The 20,454-nt window shown below is 45.1% G+C and carries 26 protein-coding genes; 17 read left to right on the top strand and 9 right to left on the bottom strand.

Going from position 1 to position 20,454, the window contains the following annotated elements; all coding sequences use genetic code 11:
* Window positions 1-30: 30 nt before the first annotated feature.
* The 4 genes from ACIM339_RS06170 to ACIM339_RS06155 are packed head-to-tail and all read left to right on the top strand — an operon-like array spanning window position 31 to window position 2,765.
* Window positions 31-444, top strand: coding sequence for a PPC domain-containing DNA-binding protein (locus tag ACIM339_RS06170; protein ID WP_015283754.1), 414 nt, complete (start codon window positions 31-33; stop codon window positions 442-444).
* A 35-nt stretch (window positions 445-479) separates the two neighbouring features.
* Window positions 480-998 (top strand): cysteine hydrolase family protein, encoded by a 519-nt coding sequence (locus tag ACIM339_RS06165; protein ID WP_015283753.1) that lies wholly within the window; start codon window positions 480-482, stop codon window positions 996-998.
* On the top strand, window positions 995-2,182 hold the full coding sequence (locus ACIM339_RS06160) for a nicotinate phosphoribosyltransferase (protein WP_015283752.1): 1,188 nt from the start codon (window positions 995-997) through the stop codon (window positions 2,180-2,182). Before ACIM339_RS06165 ends, ACIM339_RS06160 begins: the two co-directional genes overlap by 4 nt.
* Window positions 2,160-2,765: a pyroglutamyl-peptidase I gene (locus ACIM339_RS06155; RefSeq protein ID WP_015283751.1), complete on the top strand. Its 606-nt coding sequence runs from the start codon at window positions 2,160-2,162 to the stop codon at window positions 2,763-2,765. Before ACIM339_RS06160 ends, ACIM339_RS06155 begins: the two co-directional genes overlap by 23 nt.
* Here the strand turns inward: ACIM339_RS06155 and ACIM339_RS07855 are convergent.
* Window positions 2,734-2,883: a 50S ribosomal protein L40e gene (locus ACIM339_RS07855; protein WP_015283750.1), complete on the bottom strand. Its 150-nt coding sequence runs from the start codon at window positions 2,881-2,883 to the stop codon at window positions 2,734-2,736. The genes ACIM339_RS06155 and ACIM339_RS07855 overlap by 32 nt on opposite strands.
* Before the next feature lie 75 nt (window positions 2,884-2,958).
* Between ACIM339_RS07855 and ACIM339_RS06150 the strand changes: the two genes are divergently transcribed.
* From ACIM339_RS06150 to ACIM339_RS06140, 3 genes are read left to right on the top strand one after another with little or no spacing between them, the layout of a single operon-like run.
* Entirely contained in the window at window positions 2,959-3,696 is a 738-nt protein-coding gene (locus ACIM339_RS06150) for a hydroxymethylpyrimidine/phosphomethylpyrimidine kinase (protein ID WP_015283749.1), read from the top strand.
* Window positions 3,678-4,436 (top strand): PD-(D/E)XK nuclease family protein, encoded by a 759-nt coding sequence (locus ACIM339_RS06145; protein ID WP_083872017.1) that lies wholly within the window; start codon window positions 3,678-3,680, stop codon window positions 4,434-4,436. Before ACIM339_RS06150 ends, ACIM339_RS06145 begins: the two co-directional genes overlap by 19 nt.
* A gap of 52 nt (window positions 4,437-4,488) precedes the next feature.
* Window positions 4,489-5,316, top strand: a complete 828-nt coding sequence (locus ACIM339_RS06140; RefSeq protein WP_015283747.1) for an A24 family peptidase C-terminal domain-containing protein — start codon at window positions 4,489-4,491, stop codon at window positions 5,314-5,316.
* On the opposite strand, the gene ACIM339_RS06135 is transcribed toward ACIM339_RS06140, so the two are convergent.
* From ACIM339_RS06135 to ACIM339_RS06125, 3 genes are read right to left on the bottom strand one after another with little or no spacing between them, the layout of a single operon-like run.
* Complete coding sequence (locus ACIM339_RS06135) at window positions 5,296-5,781, bottom strand: CBS domain-containing protein (protein WP_015283746.1); 486 nt, start codon at window positions 5,779-5,781, stop codon at window positions 5,296-5,298. The genes ACIM339_RS06140 and ACIM339_RS06135 overlap by 21 nt on opposite strands.
* Window positions 5,778-6,164 carry a hypothetical protein gene (locus ACIM339_RS06130; protein WP_015283745.1) on the bottom strand — a complete coding sequence of 129 codons (387 nt, stop codon included), beginning with the start codon at window positions 6,162-6,164 and terminating at the stop codon, window positions 5,778-5,780. Before ACIM339_RS06130 ends, ACIM339_RS06135 begins: the two co-directional genes overlap by 4 nt.
* Before the next feature lie 24 nt (window positions 6,165-6,188).
* A complete protein-coding gene (locus tag ACIM339_RS06125) occupies window positions 6,189-6,632 on the bottom strand; it encodes a DUF2721 domain-containing protein (protein ID WP_015283744.1) in 444 nt (147 codons plus the stop codon).
* An 82-nt stretch (window positions 6,633-6,714) separates the two neighbouring features.
* On the opposite strand from ACIM339_RS06125, the gene ACIM339_RS06120 reads away from it, so the two are divergent.
* The gene (locus tag ACIM339_RS06120; RefSeq protein ID WP_015283743.1) at window positions 6,715-8,553 is read left to right on the top strand and encodes a threonine--tRNA ligase; all 1,839 of its coding nucleotides are present in this window, start codon (window positions 6,715-6,717) and stop codon (window positions 8,551-8,553) included.
* On the opposite strand, the gene ACIM339_RS06115 is transcribed toward ACIM339_RS06120, so the two are convergent.
* A complete protein-coding gene (locus ACIM339_RS06115) occupies window positions 8,546-8,944 on the bottom strand; it encodes a hypothetical protein (RefSeq protein WP_015283742.1) in 399 nt (132 codons plus the stop codon). The two genes, ACIM339_RS06120 and ACIM339_RS06115, sit on opposite strands and share 8 nt — an antisense overlap.
* An 85-nt stretch (window positions 8,945-9,029) precedes the next feature.
* On the opposite strand from ACIM339_RS06115, the gene ACIM339_RS06110 reads away from it, so the two are divergent.
* Genes ACIM339_RS06110 through ACIM339_RS06095 form a run of 4 tightly spaced genes read left to right on the top strand, consistent with a single transcriptional unit; the run spans window position 9,030 to window position 13,120 of the window.
* Entirely contained in the window at window positions 9,030-10,235 is a 1,206-nt protein-coding gene (locus ACIM339_RS06110; RefSeq protein WP_048104109.1) for a phosphopyruvate hydratase, read from the top strand.
* A gap of 1 nt (window position 10,236) precedes the next feature.
* Entirely contained in the window at window positions 10,237-10,836 is a 600-nt protein-coding gene (rpsB, locus tag ACIM339_RS06105) for a 30S ribosomal protein S2 (RefSeq protein WP_015283740.1), read from the top strand.
* Entirely contained in the window at window positions 10,833-11,648 is an 816-nt protein-coding gene (locus ACIM339_RS06100; RefSeq protein ID WP_015283739.1) for an MEMO1 family protein, read from the top strand. Before rpsB ends, ACIM339_RS06100 begins: the two co-directional genes overlap by 4 nt.
* Before the next feature lie 56 nt (window positions 11,649-11,704).
* Complete coding sequence (locus tag ACIM339_RS06095; protein ID WP_083872016.1) at window positions 11,705-13,120, top strand: aminopeptidase; 1,416 nt, start codon at window positions 11,705-11,707, stop codon at window positions 13,118-13,120.
* Window positions 13,121-13,124: 4 nt separating this feature from the next.
* On the opposite strand, the gene ACIM339_RS06090 is transcribed toward ACIM339_RS06095, so the two are convergent.
* Both ACIM339_RS06090 and moaC read right to left on the bottom strand, forming a co-directional pair.
* Window positions 13,125-13,619, bottom strand: a complete 495-nt coding sequence (locus ACIM339_RS06090; protein WP_015283737.1) for a molybdenum cofactor biosynthesis protein B — start codon at window positions 13,617-13,619, stop codon at window positions 13,125-13,127.
* A 1-nt stretch (window position 13,620) separates the two neighbouring features.
* Window positions 13,621-14,055: a cyclic pyranopterin monophosphate synthase MoaC gene (moaC, locus tag ACIM339_RS06085; protein ID WP_015283736.1), complete on the bottom strand. Its 435-nt coding sequence runs from the start codon at window positions 14,053-14,055 to the stop codon at window positions 13,621-13,623.
* Window positions 14,056-14,130: 75 nt separating this feature from the next.
* On the opposite strand from moaC, the gene queA reads away from it, so the two are divergent.
* Window positions 14,131-15,129 carry a tRNA preQ1(34) S-adenosylmethionine ribosyltransferase-isomerase QueA gene (queA, locus tag ACIM339_RS06080; protein WP_015283735.1) on the top strand — a complete coding sequence of 333 codons (999 nt, stop codon included), beginning with the start codon at window positions 14,131-14,133 and terminating at the stop codon, window positions 15,127-15,129.
* A gap of 49 nt (window positions 15,130-15,178) precedes the next feature.
* Window positions 15,179-16,375 carry a methionine adenosyltransferase gene (locus tag ACIM339_RS06075; RefSeq protein WP_015283734.1) on the top strand — a complete coding sequence of 399 codons (1,197 nt, stop codon included), beginning with the start codon at window positions 15,179-15,181 and terminating at the stop codon, window positions 16,373-16,375.
* Between the two features lie 5 nt (window positions 16,376-16,380).
* Here ACIM339_RS06075 and rimI read toward each other — a convergent pair whose 3' ends face one another.
* Both rimI and hutI read right to left on the bottom strand, forming a co-directional pair.
* On the bottom strand, window positions 16,381-16,815 hold the full coding sequence (rimI, locus tag ACIM339_RS06070; protein ID WP_015283733.1) for a ribosomal protein S18-alanine N-acetyltransferase: 435 nt from the start codon (window positions 16,813-16,815) through the stop codon (window positions 16,381-16,383).
* Window positions 16,796-18,019 (bottom strand): imidazolonepropionase, encoded by a 1,224-nt coding sequence (gene hutI / locus ACIM339_RS06065; RefSeq protein WP_015283732.1) that lies wholly within the window; start codon window positions 18,017-18,019, stop codon window positions 16,796-16,798. The genes rimI and hutI overlap by 20 nt, the downstream gene beginning before the upstream one ends.
* Before the next feature lie 75 nt (window positions 18,020-18,094).
* On the opposite strand from hutI, the gene ACIM339_RS06060 reads away from it, so the two are divergent.
* Genes ACIM339_RS06060 through ACIM339_RS06050 form a run of 3 tightly spaced genes read left to right on the top strand, consistent with a single transcriptional unit; the run spans window position 18,095 to window position 20,431 of the window.
* Window positions 18,095-18,727: an isochorismatase family protein gene (locus ACIM339_RS06060; RefSeq protein ID WP_015283731.1), complete on the top strand. Its 633-nt coding sequence runs from the start codon at window positions 18,095-18,097 to the stop codon at window positions 18,725-18,727.
* The gene (locus ACIM339_RS06055) at window positions 18,706-19,512 is read left to right on the top strand and encodes an NAD(P)/FAD-dependent oxidoreductase (RefSeq protein ID WP_015283730.1); all 807 of its coding nucleotides are present in this window, start codon (window positions 18,706-18,708) and stop codon (window positions 19,510-19,512) included. The genes ACIM339_RS06060 and ACIM339_RS06055 overlap by 22 nt, the downstream gene beginning before the upstream one ends.
* A complete protein-coding gene (locus ACIM339_RS06050; RefSeq protein WP_015283729.1) occupies window positions 19,487-20,431 on the top strand; it encodes a Fe-S-cluster redox enzyme in 945 nt (314 codons plus the stop codon). Before ACIM339_RS06055 ends, ACIM339_RS06050 begins: the two co-directional genes overlap by 26 nt.
* Window positions 20,432-20,454 lie beyond the last annotated feature (23 nt).

Raw genomic sequence — 20,454 nt, 5'->3', positions numbered from 1 at the left:
GCGCGAGAGCATATTATTCCCGGTGAGAGGATGAATTTCAAAAAGGGAAGAACGTTTATGCTTAGAGTTCCTGAGGATGAGGATTTGCTTGGATTCATAAATCAATTTGCAGAGAAAAATGAAATAAAAACTGGCATTCTCCAGGCCATTGGCTCACTGAAAAACGCAAAAATAGGATATTACAGCATTGAACTTGGCAGGTACGAGGAAATAGAAATAAAGGGCGTGCACGAGCTTCTGATGGCTGCCGGAAACATAAGTTTGATGGATGGTGAGCCCTTTGCCCATGTTCACGTCATACTCGGAGACGAAAAGGGAAATGTTAGAGGAGGGCACCTCATAAAAGGAAGGGTATTTGTTGCAGAACTCTACATTGAAGAACTCGCTGGAGGGAATCTGGAGAGAGTGCCCCAAGGAAATCTTAGCCTGTGGAGATTGGAATAGGCAAGGTTTAAGTAATTGGGATAAATTATTCATCCATGCGAGCCCTCTTGGTTGTGGATATGATCCACGATTTCGTTGATGGTAAATTTGGAAGTGCAAAGGCGAAGAGCATAGTACCCGTTGTGGCCAAACTCATTGAAAAGTTCAGAAATGATGGCATGGTCATTTACCTGAAAGATTCTCACAGTAAAGGAGATGCGGAGTTGAGTATCTGGGGCCAGCATGCTATGGAGGGAACATGGGGCTCAGAGATTGTGAAAGAAATAGAGCCTAAGGATGGCGATGTGGTCATAGAGAAAAACACCTACGATGGCTTTTTATTCACGGATCTTGAGAGAATTTTGATAGATGCAGGCGTGGAGGAGGTTCATATTTGTGGGGTTGCCACAGATATATGTGTGCAGCACACGGCATTCGGTGCTTTTGCTAGGGGATTCAAGGTACACATAATAAAGGATGCCTGCGCAGGCACCTCCGAGGAGGAGCATGAGAGGGCTTTAAAATATATGGAGCGCATTTACGGTGCAAGAATCGAGGAGAGTGAGCAATTATGAAGTTTCATATGGCAAGTGAGAGGGATATCCTTGAAGGTAGAACAACTGACGTGTACTTCATCAGAACAAGAGAAATACTTGAGAAAAACGGGATAAAAAGAAACGTTTACGCAGAATTCACCGTTTCAAATCCTCCCTACGACTGGGTTGTTTTCGCAGGACTTGATGAGGTAGTCGAACTTTTAAAGGGTAAACCTGTGAATCTATACGCCCTTCCAGAGGGCACCATATTTCCGAGAAGGGATGCACGCGGACTACCCATTCCGGTTATGGCGGTGGAGGGTAATTACATGGAGTTTGCAATCTACGAGACTCCCATTCTTGGATTCATATGCCAGGCCTCGGGCATTGCCACAAAGGCTGCAAGGATTCGCCTTGCGGCAGGGGATTCTCCCGTGCTCTCCTTCGGTGTCAGGAGAATGCATCCCTCCATAGCACCCCTGATTGACAGAAGTTCGTACATAGGAGGCTGCGATGGGGTATCAAGCATAATCGGGGCAGAGCATATTGGAAAGAGACCGAGCGGTACGATGCCCCACGCACTCATATTAACCCTGGGAGAGGAGGAGGCTTGGAAGAAATTTGACGAATTCGTAGAAGAGGGAGTACCCAGAATAGCACTTATAGACACATTCGGTGATGAGAAATTTGAATCCATAAAAGCGGCCGAAATCCTCAAGGACCTGGCCGCCGTTCGGCTGGACACTCCCTCCTCCCGCCGTGGAAGATTCGAGGACATAATTCGAGAGGTCCGCTGGGAACTGGATATTCGAGGTTATAGGAATGTGGGCATATTCGTATCAGGGGGACTTGATGAAGATAGCGTGGCAAGGTTGAAGGAGGCGGGAGCAAGTGGGTTTGGAGTTGGCACCTCGCTCAGCAACGCAAAAACAATTGACTACGCAATGGATATTGTGGAGATAGAGGGGAGGCCCATGGCCAAAAAGGGTAAATTCAGCGGAAGAAAGAACGTTTACAGATGCAGAAAATGCGGAAAATTCTTTGTAACATACAAGGATGAAAAATTAGAATCCTGCCCAGAATGCGGTGGAGAGTTGGAAAGCATGCTCAAGCCCGTGCTCATCAATGGAGAGCCCGTGGGCAAGTATCCATCAGTGGATGAGATAAGGGATTATGTGCTTCGACAGTTGAGGGATATGAATGTTCATAGTGACGGGATTTGAGCCATTTGCAAAGTTCAAGAGCAACCCATCAGAGAGGATAGCAAAATATCTTGAGGAGGAATACAAGGAGGTCAGGGCTGAAATCGTCCCTGTTAAATTTGAAGAGGCAAAGGAATATGCGAGAAAAATAATAGGGCAGAATCCAGAGGCGGTTATATCATTCGGACTCGCCGATGGAAGGCCTCAAATTTCCATAGAAAAAATCGCCGTAAACATCATGGATTCTTCAACACCAGACAACTCAGGATTTAAACCTTTCAGAATGAAAATCTTCGATGACGGAGAGGATGCCTACTCTTCCACTCTTCCAGTTTATAGAATTCTAGATGCTTTGCACGAGAATGGCATTCCAGCGTACATATCTTATACCGCCGGTACGTATGTTTGCAACACCCTGTTTTACTCCCTGCTATATTACGCCAGGAAGATGGGGAAGAGCATACCTGTGGGATTCGTGCATCTCCCATCCACAGAGAAAATGGCACTGAAGAGAAGGGTACCCTATGTAGAATATGAAACAATGAAAATGGCTGCAAAAATAATTTTGGATGTTATTTACCGCCTCTCCTCTCCTTGGCCTTAGGCCTGAGGTCGTGACTGCCACACCTTCTACATCTAGTGGCGTTTGGCGGATTTCGAGCGTAGCATTTCATGCAAATTTTTTTGTTAAGCAGCCTGTTTACTGCCTCCTGAAAGGTCATGGTGCGGAGTATGGAGAAGAGATATTTAATTCTTTTCGTACACAAGTTTTTATAGTCTGAGGAGTTTGCAACTGTATGAGATATCTCCTGAGCATAGCAGGATTTGATCCTACCACCGGTGCAGGTGTAACACGGGATATAATCACGTTCAGAAAATTTGGATTTTATGGGCTTGGGGCCACAACTTCAATAACCTATCAAAACACGCAGGGATTTTACGGCATGAGTGTGCTCTCTTCACAGAATGTTAGAAAACAAATTGACGCGCTATTGGATTCTTTCAAAATAAAATATGTGAAGGTGGGACTCGTGGGAAGTAAAGATACAGCAAATATGATTGTAGAGCTTGCAAACGAGTATGACTGGTTCATGGTGTTTGACCCACTTCTAAGTGCAAAAAACGGGTATACACTTAACAGAAGGGAGGATATAATTAACCTTCTCAGAAGGGCCGATGTGATAACTCCAAATGTTCCAGAGGCGGAGCAGCTTTCTGGAAAGAAAATTGAAGAGCCAATTGATATTATAAAGATCGGGTACATCCTTCAGGATATCTACGGAGGGTACGTTGTTATTAAGGGCGGACATCTCGATGGCTCCGATTATCTCTTTGGCCCAGATTTTATGCATTCAACCTCAATGGCCCTGATAAAAAAGAATGTGCATGGAACAGGGTGCATTTACTCCTCAGCGCTCCTTGCAGAGATTGCAGCAGGAAAGAATATGAAGGAGGCGGTTGAAAGCGTTAGAAAATTCATGCAGGATGAGATTGAGAGTTCGGTTGATATGGGGGGATACGCATTAACACCCTGAGACTAAGTTACAGCCAGTATGCCCTTTTCAAAAAATGCCCACTTTGGTATCATTACTCAAAAACAATACCCGTTGTGACTCCAAAAACGGCCGATACCGAGATAGGGAAGTTGATGCACGAAGTATTTTACAGGATGCTCCAAAATCCACCCATGGCTTTGGATGCTGAGGGCCTATGGAAAAACATAAAGGAGAATAACCATCTTATTGATGCCCGAAGTCTCAGAGATGATTTTGAAAGTGTGGATGAGATGCAGCATTATTATTTGTCCCTCAACAACTCACTTCTTCTGTGGAGCAGCGAGGAGGATTATGTAAAGAGAATTAACACCATGCTCAAAAACATCCAGAATTTGATTGAAGAGATAAATGCAGGGGATTATAAAACTGAGCAGTGGCTCTACAGCCGCCTTGAAGATTTTCTGATCTTTGGCAGATTTGACATGGTTTCCGAGTACGAGATAATAGACCTGAAAACAGGGAAGGTGAACGATTCCGATAGAAATCAGGTTCTTTTCTACTCTATTATTTTTTACCTTAACAAAGGGATAATTCCAACGGCGAAACTCTTTTATCTTCAACACGGAAAAATAAAAACCTTCCGATTCACGCACAATGAAATATGGGATATGAGAAAAGATATTTCCCAAACAGCCAATAAAATAATTAAACACGAGTTCGAAGCCACTCCTGGAGAGTATTGCAGATTCTGTCCATTCAGGACAATATGTGAATCTTAAAATTTGAAAATTGGGTGGCAAATTTTTTGTACTCTTTGGATATTTTCAAACTATGTATCTTGATTTGCTCAGGTTCATCATAGCCATACCGTTCTTCCTATACGCCTCTTACAGTGACTGGAAGGAGAGGCTTATATCTCCCATGGTTTGGTTCATACTTGGATTCTTCGCATTTGGGATAGACCTGTATCAATATCACTCTCTAGCATCCATAATCGCAATCATACCTTCAATAATAATTTTCTACGAGTGGTTCTTTGAGTGGGAGAAGGAGGAACGGGTCATTCAGTACGCCCTCTGGACCCTTGCCATAGCACTTTTCGCATATTCAATAACTCTAAAGGCAGATCCAGTGATAATTGTTATGTTCATAATGCTGCTGGTTTTCAGGGGATTGCACGCCATTAAAGTTATCCGCGGAAGGGCAGATGCCCGTGCTCTTATGAGTGTCGCCATTCTCCAGCCCACATATCCATTTTTCCTCTCGTTCCCCGTTTTTGTGCCAAACTACGTGGACATTGTGCAACTCACATTTCCATTTGCGTTTCTCACACTTCTTTACGCCGCCATTGCCTCTCTGATTTTCATATTTGCAATTTTCATTCGCAACATAATTCGCGGGGATATCGGATTCCCAGAGATGTTCATAGGATACAGAATACCCATAGAAGATGTTAGCAAGAAACAGGTCTGGCTTATGGAAAGGATTGTGAACGGAGAGCATGTGCTATACGTGCATCCAAAGGAACACAGCCCAGAGGATATAGAAAATCTGAAGAAGATTGGGAGGCTCAAGGTTTGGGTTCAGCCAAAAATCCCATTCATCATATTCATAACCACCGGGCTTTTTGCGGCCTACCTACTTGGAAACTTCATCTGAACCGGCAATGGCCCGTAGGAGATCACTGCGCGTTACAATGCCCACAACCATTCCGTCCTTAACCACAGGCAATCTTGAAATTTCCTTTTTCACCAGGATGTTCAGAGCATCGTAAATATCCATATCGGGTTCCGCATAATGGACCCTTTTCTCCATAACATCTCCAACCCTTATGGAGGAAAGTTCCTTCAGGACATTGACCTGCCCCTCAGGAATTTCAAAGGGTATTATTTCCATAAAATCGAAGGGGGTTGGAAAGACGTAAAGACCAACGCTCTCCATCCCACTCTTCACAGTCTTCAGTATATCCTTTATGGTGAGTATACCGAGCAATTTTCCATTTTCATCTACAACAGGCGCACCACTTATCCCATTCTTTGCGAAAATTTCGGATGCCTCTTTGATCGTCATATCCGGTCGCAGGGTTATAACGTTCCTGTTCATTATCTCGCCAATTTGCATCATCTACGCCTCTTCTTCATTTGGAACAGGAGCATATCGTTCCACTCAACCCTGTGCTTCACACCTTTCTCAGCCAGAAACTTGCTTATCTTCTCTGTCACTATGCGCACATCATCGCTGTAAACTCCCCGATATATGAAAAACTCCCTCCTATCACTCATTGGAACAACTATTCTCATTTTCCCTTCCCTGTTAAACCCCTCGGGCTTACGATCGTGCCCTATGTCCACCATGTTCTCATGAATTATGATCTCCCTCTGCTCCGGTTCGTCCCGGAACTGCCTTGTCTCCTCAAAAAACAAATTTAGCATATCCCCCCAAACCTGTTCAAGATCTTTCCATTTAACGCTCTTCTCCATGATGATGTGGCTATTCCAAATTTTCATGATTCTAAATCCCCAATGGAGTATTTAACGATTTTCATCCAAGTAGAATGATGCCTCCTTCAACACCGCCGTGTAGGTAAATATAACCTCATAGAGTGCGTAAATTATGCCTATGAACAGGGCGCTTAAGGCGAAGGCAAGGGCCCATACTGCAAGGTATCCAAATACGTGATTGAAAAACTGGGCAAAGGACATTATGGAAGATATGGAGGTGAACAGTATGGCAAGATAGTAATATAGCATGGCATTTCTACATAGTTTGAGACGCTTCACAAGGGTGCTTTTTTGAACCTGGATGATTCGCATGCGCTCTTCTCCAACCTCTCCCCTGCGAACCTCCTCAGAGAATTTTCTTATTCTGTCAATTATTCTCCCAATTCTGTTTCCAAGTCCCAGAAGCAGAAGCCCAACCGCGGAGATGAGAAGTATGGGAGCAAGGGCACCCTGAAGTATCTGAATTGTATCCATAAGAGCATATAGACATCTTCAATTATAAACATTCTCAAACTGGGGCAAAAACTCTTTTATACCTTAACAAAAATCCCCATCTATGCGTATTCTCTTCATTCATGCGGACTACATAGAGTTTGAGTCAAAGAGCAAGGCGATGAAGGATGCTGAGGAAATTGAAAAGAAAAGGGAAAGGTACGAGGAGTGTCTCGTGGCATTTATCTCCATGGAGGAGGGCGATGCAGGTATTGTTGAGCGTGCAAAGAACGAAATTGTTGACGTGGCCAAGAAACTTAACGTTGAGCGCATCGTGCTATATCCCTACGCGCATCTGAGCAGCAAACTCGCAGGGCCAGCTGAGGCAATAAAGGTTCTAAAAGAACTGGAAAACATGCTAAAAGATCAGTATGAGGTGCACCGTGCACCCTTTGGATGGTACAAGAGTTTTGTCATATCCTGCAAGGGCCATCCATTGAGTGAGTTGAGCAAGGAGATCCGTGGAGAGGCAAAGGAGGAGGAGAGCGAAGCCCTCAAGGCAGAAAAAAGAACAACTTACTGGTACATAATGGATAAAAATGGAGATCTGCACGATGTGGATAACTTTGACTACTCCAAGTATCCAAACCTGAAAAAATTTGTGGATTACGAAATATCTGGTACAAGAGCAGTCAAGGAGATACCACCTCATGTGAAACTCATGCAGGCCCTAGAACTTGCAGACTACGAGCCTGGAAGCGACTCCGGCAACATGCGGTATTATCCCAAGGGAAAATTGATAAAGGGACTAATTGAGGAGTACGTTGAGGGAAAGGTGCTGGATTACGGTGCCATGCAGGTTGAAACCCCCATAATGTACGATTTTAACCATCCTTCCTTGAAATCCTATCTCAATCGCTTCCCTGCAAGGCAGTACATAGTTCTGAGTGGTAAAGATAAGTATTTCCTCAGATTCGCCGCCTGCTTCGGTCAGTTTCTTATGATGCATGATGCCACAATATCCTACAGAAATCTACCCCTAAAACTCTATGAGATGGCAAAATATGCGTTCAGAAGGGAGCAGAAGGGAGAGCTATCAGGGCTAAGAAGACTTAGAGCCTTCACCATGCCCGATATGCATACCCTCTCTGCTGACATGCCCCAGGCCATGGAGGAGTTCAAAAAACAGTATGAGATGGCCATAGAGGTGCTGAGGGATTTCGGGCTTGAACTGGGAGATTATGAGGTGGCCATACGATTCACCCGGGAATTTTACGATAAGAACAAGGAGTTTATAAAGGAACTTGTACGTCTTGTAAACAGGCCCGTGCTTGTACAGATGTGGGATGAGAGATTCTTCTATTTCGTTCTCAAATTTGAGTTCAACTTCGTTGACTCACTCAATAAGGCGGCCGCCTTGAGCACCGTGCAAATAGATGTGGAGAATGCAAAGAGATATGGAATAACCTACTACGACGAGAATGGAGAGGAAAGACATCCGTACATACTCCACTGCTCCCCGAGCGGAGCCGTTGAGCGCGTGCTTTACGCCATGCTGGAGAAGGCAGATATGGATGCGAAGAAGGGAAAGAAACCCATGCTTCCCGTGTGGTTGAGCCCAACACAGGTGCGCATAATCCCAGTTAAGGACGATTTCCTGGGATGCTCAATTCAGGAAATGGATTTCTTCACGCAGCAGGGATTCAGGGTGGATGTGGACGATCGTGATCTGAGCGTGTCCCGCAAGATAAGGGATGCGGAGAAAGAGTGGATTCCATACATAGTAGTCATAGGTGAGAGGGAAAAGGAAAGAAATACGCTCACGGTTAGAATACGCGGAGAAGGGGTGGAAGAGATGAGCAGAGATGAACTCTTGAACATATTGAAGGAGAAAACCGATGGATATCCAAAGAGAAGGTTGCCATTACCCCCGCTGCTCTCCCAGAGACCAAAATTCAGGTAGAGTCCCTCAATTTTTTTATTTTTGAAAGGTACCGCGATATCTTGACATCCTCAGAAGATACTTCAATAATCTTTCCATTGTTCACGACAAAATGGCGAAGTGGAAATTTCTTGGCAGAATACCTCAGAACCTCCTCGGCTATGTAATGCATCTGCACGCAGTGTGGAGAGCCATCTGTGGTAATTACCACAAGTTCCTCTGCAACGGAGAGCATAGCCATAAGTTTGTAAAATGCCATGTTTATGTGCTCCCTCTCGGGGCAAAATGCAAGTTTTGTGTAATCTTTGAATTTTTCAAGATACTCGGGGCTTTCATCAAGGCATGAGCCGTAGAGAAGCAGTTTCTTGCCACGAACATTTTTCCCCTTGGCGTTTGTGCTCATCAAATCCATAAATAAGAATGCACGTGAAATAAAAATAATTTTTGGAAACTTTAAATATCTTATGGGCATAGCCCCTTTAAAAGAGGTGCTAAATATGACGCTGATAGAGGATATAGTATTGCGCAAAATTCTGGATTCACGTGGAAATGCCACCGTGGAGGTTGAGGTATACACCCTCAATGGCTACGGTCGCGCTGCCGCTCCTGCAGGCAAATCAACAGGGAAGCATGAGGTCAAGGCATATCCCGCGGGGGGCATAGACGCTGGAATAAAATATTTCAAGGAGAGAATGGACAATCTCATAGGTATGGATTCAACCCAGCAGGAGGATGTTGATGCCATACTCCATGAGATTGATGGTACGGAAAATTTTTCGATGCTTGGTGGTAATGTGGCCACTGCCGTATCTCTTGCCATAGCCAAGGCAGCCGCGAATTCTCTCGGCCTGCCCTTCTACCAGTACCTTGGTGGTGCCTTCGCGAGAAGCATTCCAAAGCCCGTGGGTAATGTTTTAGGCGGAGGGAAACACGCTGTTGGAGGCACAACAATTCAGGAGATGCTTGCAGTGAGTTTGGGGGAAAGCGCCAAGGATAATGTGTTTGCCAACGCGGAAGTGCATAAAATAGTGGGTAAAAAACTCAGGGAAAGGTTTCCAAACATCTCCCTTGGATTGGGGGACGAGAAAGCCTGGATAGCACCCATGGACGACATTGAGGCCATAGAACTTGTTGTTGAATCAGTAAAGGAGGCAAGTGAGAGTACAGGGGTAAACATAAAACCCGCGCTGGATTTTGCCGCATCTTCATTCTTCCACAACGGAAAGTACCATTACAGAAGCAGGGCACTCACTCCAGAAGAGCAAATAGATTTCGTTGAGGACATCGTTAAAGATTACGGAGTTTACATAATAGAGGATCCCTTTGACGAGGAAGATTTTGAGAGTTTCGCAGAATTGACAAGGAGAATAGGACATCTCGCATACATTGTGGGTGATGACATATTTGTGACGAATGTTGAGCGCATAAAGATAGGAATCTCCAAGGGCGCTGCCAACACGGTGCTCATAAAGCCCAATCAGATAGGCACGCTCACAGATACCGTTAAGGCGATAAAATTCGCAAAGGAGAATGGATATGCCACGATGATCTCCCACAGGAGTGGTGAGACATGTGATACTACCATAGTGCACATAGGTGTGGCGTTCGGCGTAGAGTTTATAAAGACTGGTGCAATAGGGGGAGAGAGGATAGCCAAACTGAACGAGATGATAAGGATTGAAGAGGAGATAAAAGGTGAGTGATATGGTGGAATTGCTGATAGATGAAAACACGTACTTCACGGCGGGCGTGCATATAGGTACCCAGGTGAAGAACAGGGATATGATAAAATTCATATACAAGGTTCGCAACGATGGCCTATACCTACTGGATATAACTAAGACAGATGAAAGGATACGCCTGGCAGCAAAGTTCCTGGCCAGATATGCACCTGAGGATATCCTTGTTGTGTCCCAGAGACAGTATGGACAGAAACCGTCCATAAAATTTGCAGAGGCCATAGGTGGAGCGAAGGTCGTACCTGGTAGATTCATCCCAGGCATACTCACAAATCCAAAACTTCCAGGATACATGGAACCCAAGGTCATTCTCATAAACGACCCTGCGGCGGACACTCAGGCCCTCAAGGAGGCTGTTAAATCCAAGATACCGATTGTTGCCCTATGCGATGCAAACAACCGTACAAGTTATGTAGATCTCGTAATACCAACGAATAACAAGGGTCGCAGAGCTCTCGCTCTCATATACTGGCTTCTCGCAAGAGAGATCCTCAAGGAAAGGGGAGAAATAAAGAGCAACGAAGAATTCAAGTACACCATTGAGGACTTTGAGGCACCCCTATGAGGTATCCTGCAGTTGCCGGCCAATTTTACCCGGGTGAGAAGAAAGAACTGCAGATAATGCTCAATCAACTTTTTATCCATCCTCTTGGGCCTGGAGAGGTTCCTTCTCTCTCACCAGATGGGCCCAGAAAGATCATCGGTGGCGTGGTTCCCCATGCTGGTTATATATTTTCAGGACCTGTGGCAGCACATTTTTACGCCGCGTTGGCCAAGGACGGTTTTCCGGATACATTCATAATAATCGGGCCAAACCACTATGGAATTGGATCAGGTGTGGCAGTGACCCTTGAAGATTTCATTACCCCCCTTGGAAGGGTTCAGATTGATAGGGAACTGGCAAAGGAGATAGCAAGGGAAATGGTGGATATTGATGATTACGCACATAGATACGAGCACAGCATAGAGGTTCAACTTCCATTTTTACAGTTTTTCAAGAGAGAGATAAAATTCGTTCCCATTTCCATGCTCATTCAAGAGTACGAAATAGCCGTTGAACTCGGGAAAATAATAAAGGATGCCATAGAGGGTAAGGATGTCGTGGTCATAGCATCATCAGATTTCTCCCACTACATTCCAAGACAGAATGCGTACAGAAAAGATGCACTTGCAATTGAGAAAATCTTGAAGGGCGATACAAGGGGTCTTTACGACGTGATTGCCAAGCACAGTATAACCATGTGCGGATATGGCCCAATAACGGCAATGCTCACAGCCACAGGAGGAAAGGCCACACTTCTAAAATATGCAACAAGCGGCGATGTACAGCCTATGCAGGATGTTGTTGGTTACGCTGCAATTAAGGTTGAAAAATAAAAACCTTGGAAAAATTTTAAATCGGGCTAATGCATTACGATGCAAGAGGTGATACTATGGCAAAGAAAAAGGATAATCTGGAGGATAAACTTTCTATGAAGAGGGAGAGCATGTGGCTCACCCTGAAAAAAAAGGATATCAAAGAAGCAATGAAATTTGCTGAGGAGTACAAGAAATTCTTAAAGGAAGCAAAGACGGAGAGAGAGACTGTGGAGTACCTTCTCACCATTGCAGAAAAGTATGGGTTCAAGGACCTGTCAAAAAATAATCAACTTGTTCCTGGAGATAAGTTCTATGTTGTAAACAGGGAGAAAGCCCTGGCTCTTGGTGTTGTGGGTAAAAAGCCCCTTGATGGATTCAGGCTTGTTGTATCTCACATTGATGCTCCCCGCATAGATGTGAAACCCAATCCACTGTGGGAAGATGCAGATTCCTCCCTGGCACTTTTAAAAACCCATTATTATGGTGGTATAAAGAAGTACCAGTGGGTTTCCAGACCTCTTGCTATCCACGGCATTGTGTATACGAAGGATGGAAAGAGAATAAATCTGAGGATCGGCGAGGATCCAAGAGATCCCGTTTTCGTGATACCTGATCTGCTTCCACACCTTGCGAGAAAGGTACAGGGAGAGAGAAAGCTGTTTGATGGCATAAGGGGAGAGGAACTGCAGCTTGTGGTTGGCAACATACCCATAGAGGATAAGGAGATAAAGCAGAAGGTAAAGATGCACGTTCTTCAGTACCTCAACGAGAAATACGGCATAGTTGAGGAGGACTTCAACTCTGCAGATCTTGAAATCGTACCTGCAGAAGATCCCAGGGATGTTGGCTTTGACAGGGGTCTTGTGGGTGCCTATGGGCAGGACGATAGGATTTGCGCCTATACCTCATTCCGTGCCATACTTGAGGTTAAAAATCCCACCTACACGAGCATAGCATTCTTTTACGATAAGGAGGAAATAGGAAGTGACGGAAACGTCGGAGCACAGAGCAATTTTCTTGAGTATGTGCTTGCCAAGGTCCTCGCCATGATAAAGCCAAACTACACCTATCCTGAATTCCTTGAGATACTTTACAGGACAAAGGCCATAAGCGCAGATGTAAGCGCTGCCATTAACCCCATATTCAAGAGTGTGCACGACGTACAGAACGCAGCCAAGGCCGGCTATGGAGTTGTCATATCCAAATACACTGGCCATGGAGGAAAGTATGGCTCAAGTGAGGCAACCGCAGAGTTCATGCACGAGATTTTAACACTCTTCCAGAATAACAAAGTGCCCTACCAGCTTGCTGAGCTGGGCAAGGTGGACGAAGGTGGAGGTGGCACAATAGCCAAGTTCTTCGCCAAGTATGGAATGGATGTGGTGGACATGGGTCCAGGCGTCATAGGCATGCACTCACCATTTGAACTGGTGAGCAAGATGGATGTATGGAGCTCCTACCTCGCCTACAAGGTCTTCCTCTCTCAATAATTTTTTAATCTCTATTTATTTCGTACCACATATGGTTTATCTCACTGAATATGACTTGGCATCCTGTTTTCGCGGCACCCTTAGAGCCGGGAATTGCAAATATCAACTTTCCACAGCACACTCCTGCAAGGGCACGGGACATCATGGCAGCAGTGCCTATTTCTTCATAACTCTTCAATCTGAAGATTTCTCCAAAACCGGGTAATTTTTTATCCAGAATACCTTCTATGGAATCCACAGTAACATCCTTTCTGCTCATGCCAGTGCCCCCATTCAGGACTATAGCATCGCATTTTGGAAGGAAATTCAAAAGGGCATGAAGGATCTCCAACTTTGAATCTTTGACAACCGCGTACTCGCACACCTCATGCCCATGCTTCTCCACTTCATCCATTATTATCTTTCCAGATTCGTCGGTTTCCTCATTGCGGGTTGAACTCACTGTGATGACTCCAATTTTGAGCCTGTAAGAATGTTTCTTGTGCTCTTTCACACCCATCTCACTCACCCTTTCTCTTCTCCACAACCTCAATTCCGAGAATCTGAGTCATTGGATACTGACCATGCTCGTCCTTTTCAAGGTACTTCACCATGTCCCAGATTGTCAGCAGCGCTACACTCACTCCAGTGAGGGCCTCCATCTCCACGCCCGTCTTGTAATGGGCCTTCACCTCGCACTCCACATCAATGCGATTTCCATGCATGTTGAATTTGAACTCCACGCTCTCCACCGGAATCGGATGGCAGTGCGGTATAATGCTCGGTGTGTTCTTCACCGCCAGCATTCCCGCAACCTTTGCTGTTTCAAACACATCTCCCTTTTTCACCTCGCCCTTTTTTATAACATCCACAGTGGTACTCTTAAGCACTATCGTGCCCCTGGCCCTGGCGATGCGAAGCACCTCTTTTTTCTCGCTTATGTCAACCATGCCCATATGAGCGTATCTTCTTTTATATTATTTAATTTTGCCCACAGCAAATTTAATCAATGATTATGGAATGCTATCTCGATGTACTCCCTGCAAAAATACAATTTCCACCTGCCTGAGGAACTGATAGCCCAAGAGCCCGTAGAGCCAAGGGACCACGCCCGCCTTATGGTTCTGCATGAGGGCATAGAGCACAGGTTCTTCTACGATTTACCCGAGTACATGGAAAGGGAAGATGTGCTCATACTCAACGATACCCGTGTTATAAGGGCAAGACTCAAGGGGATAAAAGATACTGGCGGAAAGGTTGAGATCCTTATTTTGGAGAGAATAGATGAGAATTTCTATCGCTGCCTGGTCAAGGGGAAGAAGATCCGCCCAGGCACTGTGCTCATATTTGAGGATATAAAAGGAGTTGTGCACAGGAAAGATGAGGGCATGTGTGACATTGAATTCAGCGGAGACATAATGGAACTTGCAAGGAAGAGGGGCGAGGTTCCACTGCCTCCGTACATAAAGAAGAAGGTTCCAGAGGCGGATAAAAAGTATCAGACAGTGTTTGCGAGGAAGGATGGGGCAGTGGCGGCACCCACCGCAGGATTGCACTTCACACCGGAACTTCTAAAAAAGATAGAGGAGAAGGGTGTGAAAGTGGGATACATAACACTGCATGTGAGTTACGGCACTTTCAAACCTGTTAAAACGGAAGACATAAGAATGCATAGGGTGGACGAGGAGTACTATGTGGTCAGCGATGAAGTTGCGGACATGATAAACAACCGCAGCGGAAGGTTATTCGCGGTGGGCACAACGGTTATGAGAGCCCTTGAAAGCTCCGCAGTGGAAGGAAAGATTTACGCATCCCAGGGATACACCAATATATTCATCTACCCCGGTTACAAGTTTCAGGCAGGGGTGGATGCTCTAATAACAAATTTCCATGTACCCAGATCTTCCCTCATAATGCTTGTGACAGCCTTCGGTGGCTACGATCGGATTATGCAAGCGTACAGGGTCGCTGTGGAGAAAAGATATAGATTTTACAGCTTCGGAGATGCAATGCTCATTTTCAAAATGTAGCGCTTAAAACTACAAAAAATTTTTAGTATTATTAAAGATTTCCATTACTATGGCAAGAAACATTGTTGTAGAGGAATTCACATCAACCCCTGTTGAAGAGAGGGATGTGGAAATCGTAGAGAGAAAAGGAATAGGACATCCAGATAGTGTGGCAGATGGCATTGCCGAGAGTATAAGCAGGGCTCTGTCAAAATATTATCTTGAGCATTTTGGAAGGATTCTGCATCACAACACTGATCAGGCAGAGATTGTGGGTGGGCAGGCTAAGCCCAAATTTGGTGGTGGTCAGGTTTTGGAACCCGTTTACATACTCCTCTCAGGAAGAGCAACCACCATGGTAAACGGTGAGAGAATACCCTACAGGACCATAGCAAAGAAGGCTGCAGCGGATTTTCTCAAGAAACATTACCGCAATCTGGACATTGAGGAGGATGTGATCATAGATTGCATGATCGGCCAGGGCTCTGTGGACCTACGCGGATTATACGATACGCAAAAATATCTGGCAAATGATACATCCTTCGGCGTGGGCTATGCACCCATGAGCGATCTTGAAAAGATAGTTTACGAGACAGAGAGGTACATAAACGGACCTCTTAAGGATAAACTACCTGAGATAGGCGAAGACATAAAGGTTATGGGGTTCAGAAAAGGGAAGAAAATAAATATAACAGTGGCTGCTGCCTTTGTGGGAAAACACACCCCTGATAAGGATCACTACCTTAATGTTAAGGATGAACTCAAGGATATTTTAACTGATTTTGCGCTCAAATTCACAGATAAGGAAGTGAATTACTTCATAAACACTGGAGATCTCCTTGATGAGGAGGTTTTCTACCTCACTGTGACCGGATTGAGCATGGAAAACGGGGACGATGGCTCTGTCGGTCGTGGCAATAGGGTAAACGGATTGATAACCCCCTACAGGCCAATGAGCATGGAGGCTTCTGCGGGAAAGAATCCCGTGACCCATGTGGGCAAATTGTACAATATCCTGGCATTCAAAATTGCAGAGGACATAGCAAAGGCAGGCGGTGGAGATGTAAAGGAGGTAAATGTACGCATAGTTTCACAGATCGGCAAGCCCGTGGATGAGCCCCAGGTGGCAAGCATACAGATAATACCAGCGGAGGGTGTGAATCTAAACAGGTACAAGGAGGAGTTCAGAAACATTGCAGACGAATGGCTTGCAAACATATCAAAGATAACAGAGATGCTGGTGGAAGGGAAGATAAACGTCTTCTAATTTCTTCATATTTCCCTCCACATTATATAGGCATCATCACCATTTGTGTAGTAATTTGGCACATAGGAAATTATGTTAAATCCAAACTTTTTATAAAATTCAATTGCCCTAAGATTTTTTGTGCGTACCTCCAGTCTCACGGATAGCATGCCTTCAGATTTACATATTGTGATAAACCTCTTCATAAGAGCAGAGCCTATGCCCCTATTTCTGAACCCACTCCTAACCGCAAGAAGAAGAATTCTGGCCCCTGTCCTCTGCTTTATCCCCGCTATGAAGCCCACCACATCTCTAGCCACCGCTACAAGAAATCCCTCTGGCCAGATCCTGTGTATATCCAAAAAAAGCTCAGGGATGTAATTTTCCGTCAGAGATTCGTTGGCTATGTTGAGCACATCCAGCAGATCCTCCTCCTGAAACTTACGTATGAAGTATATCATCACCTTTCCTCCAGACGATGCGGCCTTTTTTTATAACCTTATCCACTAGATTCACGCCAAAATGATAGCCAATTTGCTGGTAATTTTTAGCGTCCATAATTATTATGTCTGCCTGCTTGCCTGGCTCAATGCTCCCTATTTCGCTTTCCATTCCTATGGCTGCTGCAGCATTTATTGTGCTGGCCGCAATTGCCTCTTCCGGAAGCATACGCATCTGTGTTATGGCGAGAGAGATCACCATCTGCATGCTCTCCGTGTACGCATTTGGATTCAGATCAGTGGCAAGTGCAACAGGTATTTCCGCATCTATGAATTTTCTGGCAGGGGCGTATTCCTTGCTTAAAAGCATGTAAGGTGTGGCGGGAAGCAACGTGGCTATTATCTCACTTCTTCTCATATTTTCTAAGCTCTCCTCGCTGGTTTTCACAAGATGATCCGCAGAGATGGCTCCGACATCCACAGCAACACGCGTGCATCCTATATCCTCAATCTCATCTGCGTGTATCTTCGGCACAAGCCCGTATTTTTTGCCCTCTTCAAGATACTCCATTGATTCCTCAGCACTGAAAACTCCTTTCTCGCAGAATACATCAATGAATTTCGCATAAGGTGCAATCTCAGGAATTATGGATTTGAGATACTCTATGTACTCTCCCCCATTATTGAATTCAGGAGGTACCGCATGCGCTCCCAGAAATGTGGGTACTAGGTCCATGGGATGCTCTACTTCATTTATAACCTCAAGCATCTTCTTCTCCGTCTCAAAATTCAATCCGTACCCGCTCTTTGCCTCTGCCGTGGTGGTGCCGTTCCGGAGCATGTAGTCCAAGCGCCTTCGCATCTCATACATAAGTTCTTCTTTTGTGGCGTTTCTCGTGGCCCTAACGGTGCGCAGGATTCCACCACCCATCTTTAAAATTTCAAGATAGGAGTAACCCTGCAATTTCAAGTACAGCTCGTTCTCTCGCGTTCCTGCAAACACAAGATGGGTGTGAGGGTCCACAAAACCGGGCATCACAACCCTGCCCGATGCATCTATTTCCTGCTCAGAACTTCCCTTCAGTTCTCCTGTTTCACCCACCTCCACAATTCTGTCACCGTCTATAAGCACTGCTCCATTTTCTATTATCCCCAGATCGTAACTTCCCCTTCTTATTCCCCCATGCAGGGTGAGAAGCTGCGAAGCGTTCTTGATGAGAAGCATATTGGTGGATATGGGAAGAGAGTATAAAAATGGTGCGTCGGAAAAAATCTTAATCTCGCACCGCCATGGCCGGTCATGCACAGGGAGGATTATCTCACCCCATCGTTCATTGAAAGTATGAGAAAAAGATATTTCAGGCCCAGAAAATTGGAATGGATAAATCCGAAAGGAATCGCCGTTCTTGGCATAGACCTGCAGCGCTATTTTTTAGAGCGAGATAAAAAGGCATACCTGCCCAGCGCCCCACGGCTGATACAGAGACTGCGGGATTTCTATTCATTCGCAAAGGGCCTTGAGATTCCGATAATAATGACAAGACACTGCCATGGTGGAGACATCATGGAAGGATGGTGGGGCGATACCATGCCCTGCAATCACGACACGGAAATAATTAATGAGATGAGAGAGTATGGAGATGAGATTGTTGAGAAGAGAACCTACGATGCGTTTTACCGCACAGACCTTGAAAATATTTTGAGGGAGAAAAATGTGAATACGGTAATCATCACTGGAGTGATGACTCATCTGTGCTGTGAAACCTCCGCAAGATCCGCGTTCGTTCATGGACTCTATGTGATATTTCCCATCGATGGCACGGTCACGCAGAATTCCGAGCTTCATGAGGGAACAATAAGGGCAATTTCCCACGGTTTCGCTCCCGTGCCCACGCTTGAAGAGGTGAAATCATGGCTAAAAAGGTGGGAATAATAGGGGCGGGCCCATCGGGCATAAGCGCCGCTGTGCAGCTCACCAGGTATGGCATATCAACAACTGTATTTGAAAAGAGGAAAATTGGAGGCTTGGTTGAAAACGCGTACAGAATTGATAACTCAATGCTCTATCCAGACGGAATTTCTGGCAGAGAGTTCGTTAAAATCCTTGAAGATTATGCAAGAAGATACAGGATAGATATAAAAAAAGAGGAGGTTCTAAGGGTGGAAAAGAATGAAAAATTCATTATTCATACCCGGGAGGGAGAGTACGTGTTTTCTTACCTTATCGTGGCCACGGGCACCAAGCCGAAGAAACTGGATATTCCTGGGGCTAAATACCACATAACCGATATTGAGGATGAGAGGAGAGTAATGATAATTGGTGGGGGCGATATCGCACTGGATTACGCGCTCAGTGCCTCTGAGATTGGAGAGGCTATCGTTCTGCATCGCAGCGAGCTTAAGGCAATACCATCATTGCAGGAAGAAGTGCAAAAAAATCCCAGGGTAAGGCTGGTTAGGGGAGTGCTTCACTCATGGAACGGAAGCAGGGCCGTAACCTCTGCAGGCATTTTTGATGTTGATGTTATTCTGGTGGCCATTGGAAGGGTTCCAAATATAGATATAGTCCGTCACATTACCTCCGATAGGATGTTCATTGTGGGAGATGCAAGGAACGGAATATACCGCCAGAGTTCACTTGCAATAGCGGACGGGATCAGGGCAGCGATGAAAATATGGAGGTGTGAGAAGTATGGAGATTCTTGCCGAGATTGGTGATGAACGAGTTGCAAGGGTATATATAGGAAAGACGAGCCGGGGAAATATCGTGGAGTTTGTTGAATCCACACCCACATACAATCCGGAGGAGAAATGGGTTTTGATCGTCTCCTCTCTAAACGGCTGTCCTGTAGGATGCAAAATGTGCGATGCAGGCCTGTTTTACAGAGGCAAATTAACGTATGAGGAAATAATGGAGCAGATTGAATACCCCATAAGGAGGAGATTTGGAAATGAGCCCAAAACAAAGAAATTCAAGGTGCAGTTTGCAAGGATGGGGGAGCCAAGTTTCAATCCCGCAGTAATAGACGTGATGAGAGATCTGGGAGATAGATATGACAATTTCTTTCCCTCACTGTCCACAGTGGCTCCTGTTGGCGTTGATGCATTTTTCGAAAAACTGCTTTCTCTGAAAAAAGAAAAGTATCCGCATAACTTTCAGCTCCAGTTCTCAATACACACCACAGATGATAGAGTGAGAGATTCACTGATTCCCGTCAAAAAATGGGATTTTGAAAAAATTGCAGAATACGGAGACAGATTCTACGACGATGGTGGCTTGAAAATCACGCTGAATTTTGCACTTGCAAAGGAAAATCCGGTGAGCGCTGATATTGTACACCATTATTTTTCACCAGAGCACTTTCTGATAAAGATAACCCCCATCAACCCTACCGTGAGCTCATCTCTAAACGGAATCACCAACGATGTGAATCTCAAAAACGGTCTTCCTGAGAATCACAGGGAATTCTTGGAAAAACTTAAAAAATTCGGGTACAGGGTCATAATCTCCATAGGAGATACAAAAGAAAATGAAATAGGCTCTAACTGCGGCATGTTCATACTTCGATACCTAAAAGATAAGCCAAAACTCCTTAAATCGTACACATTCGCCCAGGATCTGAAAATAGATATCTGATAAAAAAGTAAAAAATTGGGGAT

It is taken from the genome of Aciduliprofundum sp. MAR08-339 (genome assembly GCF_000327505.1).
Lineage (GTDB): Archaea > Thermoplasmatota > Thermoplasmata > Thermoplasmatales > Aciduliprofundaceae > Aciduliprofundum.
Note: the sequence above shows the minus strand (reverse complement) of the source record. Positions and strands in the feature narration are given on the sequence as shown.

Excerpts from the sequence above, each read along its gene's own strand:
- ACIM339_RS06170 (WP_015283754.1), top strand. The coding sequence starts at position 31 with ATGAATTTCAAAAAGGGAAGAACGTTTATGCTTAGAGTTCCTGAGGAT.
- ACIM339_RS06165 (WP_015283753.1), top strand. The coding sequence starts at position 480 with ATGCGAGCCCTCTTGGTTGTGGATATGATCCACGATTTCGTTGATGGT.
- ACIM339_RS06160 (WP_015283752.1), top strand. The coding sequence starts at position 995 with ATGAAGTTTCATATGGCAAGTGAGAGGGATATCCTTGAAGGTAGAACA.
- ACIM339_RS06155 (WP_015283751.1), top strand. The coding sequence starts at position 2,160 with ATGTTCATAGTGACGGGATTTGAGCCATTTGCAAAGTTCAAGAGCAAC.
- ACIM339_RS07855 (WP_015283750.1), bottom strand. The coding sequence starts at position 2,883 with ATGACCTTTCAGGAGGCAGTAAACAGGCTGCTTAACAAAAAAATTTGC.
- ACIM339_RS06150 (WP_015283749.1), top strand. The coding sequence starts at position 2,959 with ATGAGATATCTCCTGAGCATAGCAGGATTTGATCCTACCACCGGTGCA.
- ACIM339_RS06140 (WP_015283747.1), top strand. The coding sequence starts at position 4,489 with ATGTATCTTGATTTGCTCAGGTTCATCATAGCCATACCGTTCTTCCTA.
- ACIM339_RS06135 (WP_015283746.1), bottom strand. The coding sequence starts at position 5,781 with ATGATGCAAATTGGCGAGATAATGAACAGGAACGTTATAACCCTGCGA.
- ACIM339_RS06130 (WP_015283745.1), bottom strand. The coding sequence starts at position 6,164 with ATGAAAATTTGGAATAGCCACATCATCATGGAGAAGAGCGTTAAATGG.
- ACIM339_RS06125 (WP_015283744.1), bottom strand. The coding sequence starts at position 6,632 with ATGGATACAATTCAGATACTTCAGGGTGCCCTTGCTCCCATACTTCTC.
- ACIM339_RS06120 (WP_015283743.1), top strand. The coding sequence starts at position 6,715 with ATGCGTATTCTCTTCATTCATGCGGACTACATAGAGTTTGAGTCAAAG.
- ACIM339_RS06115 (WP_015283742.1), bottom strand. The coding sequence starts at position 8,944 with ATGGATTTGATGAGCACAAACGCCAAGGGGAAAAATGTTCGTGGCAAG.
- ACIM339_RS06110 (WP_048104109.1), top strand. The coding sequence starts at position 9,030 with ATGACGCTGATAGAGGATATAGTATTGCGCAAAATTCTGGATTCACGT.
- rpsB (WP_015283740.1), top strand. The coding sequence starts at position 10,237 with ATGGTGGAATTGCTGATAGATGAAAACACGTACTTCACGGCGGGCGTG.
- ACIM339_RS06100 (WP_015283739.1), top strand. The coding sequence starts at position 10,833 with ATGAGGTATCCTGCAGTTGCCGGCCAATTTTACCCGGGTGAGAAGAAA.
- ACIM339_RS06095 (WP_083872016.1), top strand. The coding sequence starts at position 11,705 with ATGGCAAAGAAAAAGGATAATCTGGAGGATAAACTTTCTATGAAGAGG.
- ACIM339_RS06090 (WP_015283737.1), bottom strand. The coding sequence starts at position 13,619 with ATGGGTGTGAAAGAGCACAAGAAACATTCTTACAGGCTCAAAATTGGA.
- moaC (WP_015283736.1), bottom strand. The coding sequence starts at position 14,055 with ATGGGCATGGTTGACATAAGCGAGAAAAAAGAGGTGCTTCGCATCGCC.
- queA (WP_015283735.1), top strand. The coding sequence starts at position 14,131 with ATGTACTCCCTGCAAAAATACAATTTCCACCTGCCTGAGGAACTGATA.
- ACIM339_RS06075 (WP_015283734.1), top strand. The coding sequence starts at position 15,179 with ATGGCAAGAAACATTGTTGTAGAGGAATTCACATCAACCCCTGTTGAA.
- rimI (WP_015283733.1), bottom strand. The coding sequence starts at position 16,815 with ATGATATACTTCATACGTAAGTTTCAGGAGGAGGATCTGCTGGATGTG.
- hutI (WP_015283732.1), bottom strand. The coding sequence starts at position 18,019 with ATGCTTCTCATCAAGAACGCTTCGCAGCTTCTCACCCTGCATGGGGGA.
- ACIM339_RS06060 (WP_015283731.1), top strand. The coding sequence starts at position 18,095 with ATGCACAGGGAGGATTATCTCACCCCATCGTTCATTGAAAGTATGAGA.
- ACIM339_RS06055 (WP_015283730.1), top strand. The coding sequence starts at position 18,706 with ATGGCTAAAAAGGTGGGAATAATAGGGGCGGGCCCATCGGGCATAAGC.
- ACIM339_RS06050 (WP_015283729.1), top strand. The coding sequence starts at position 19,487 with ATGGAGATTCTTGCCGAGATTGGTGATGAACGAGTTGCAAGGGTATAT.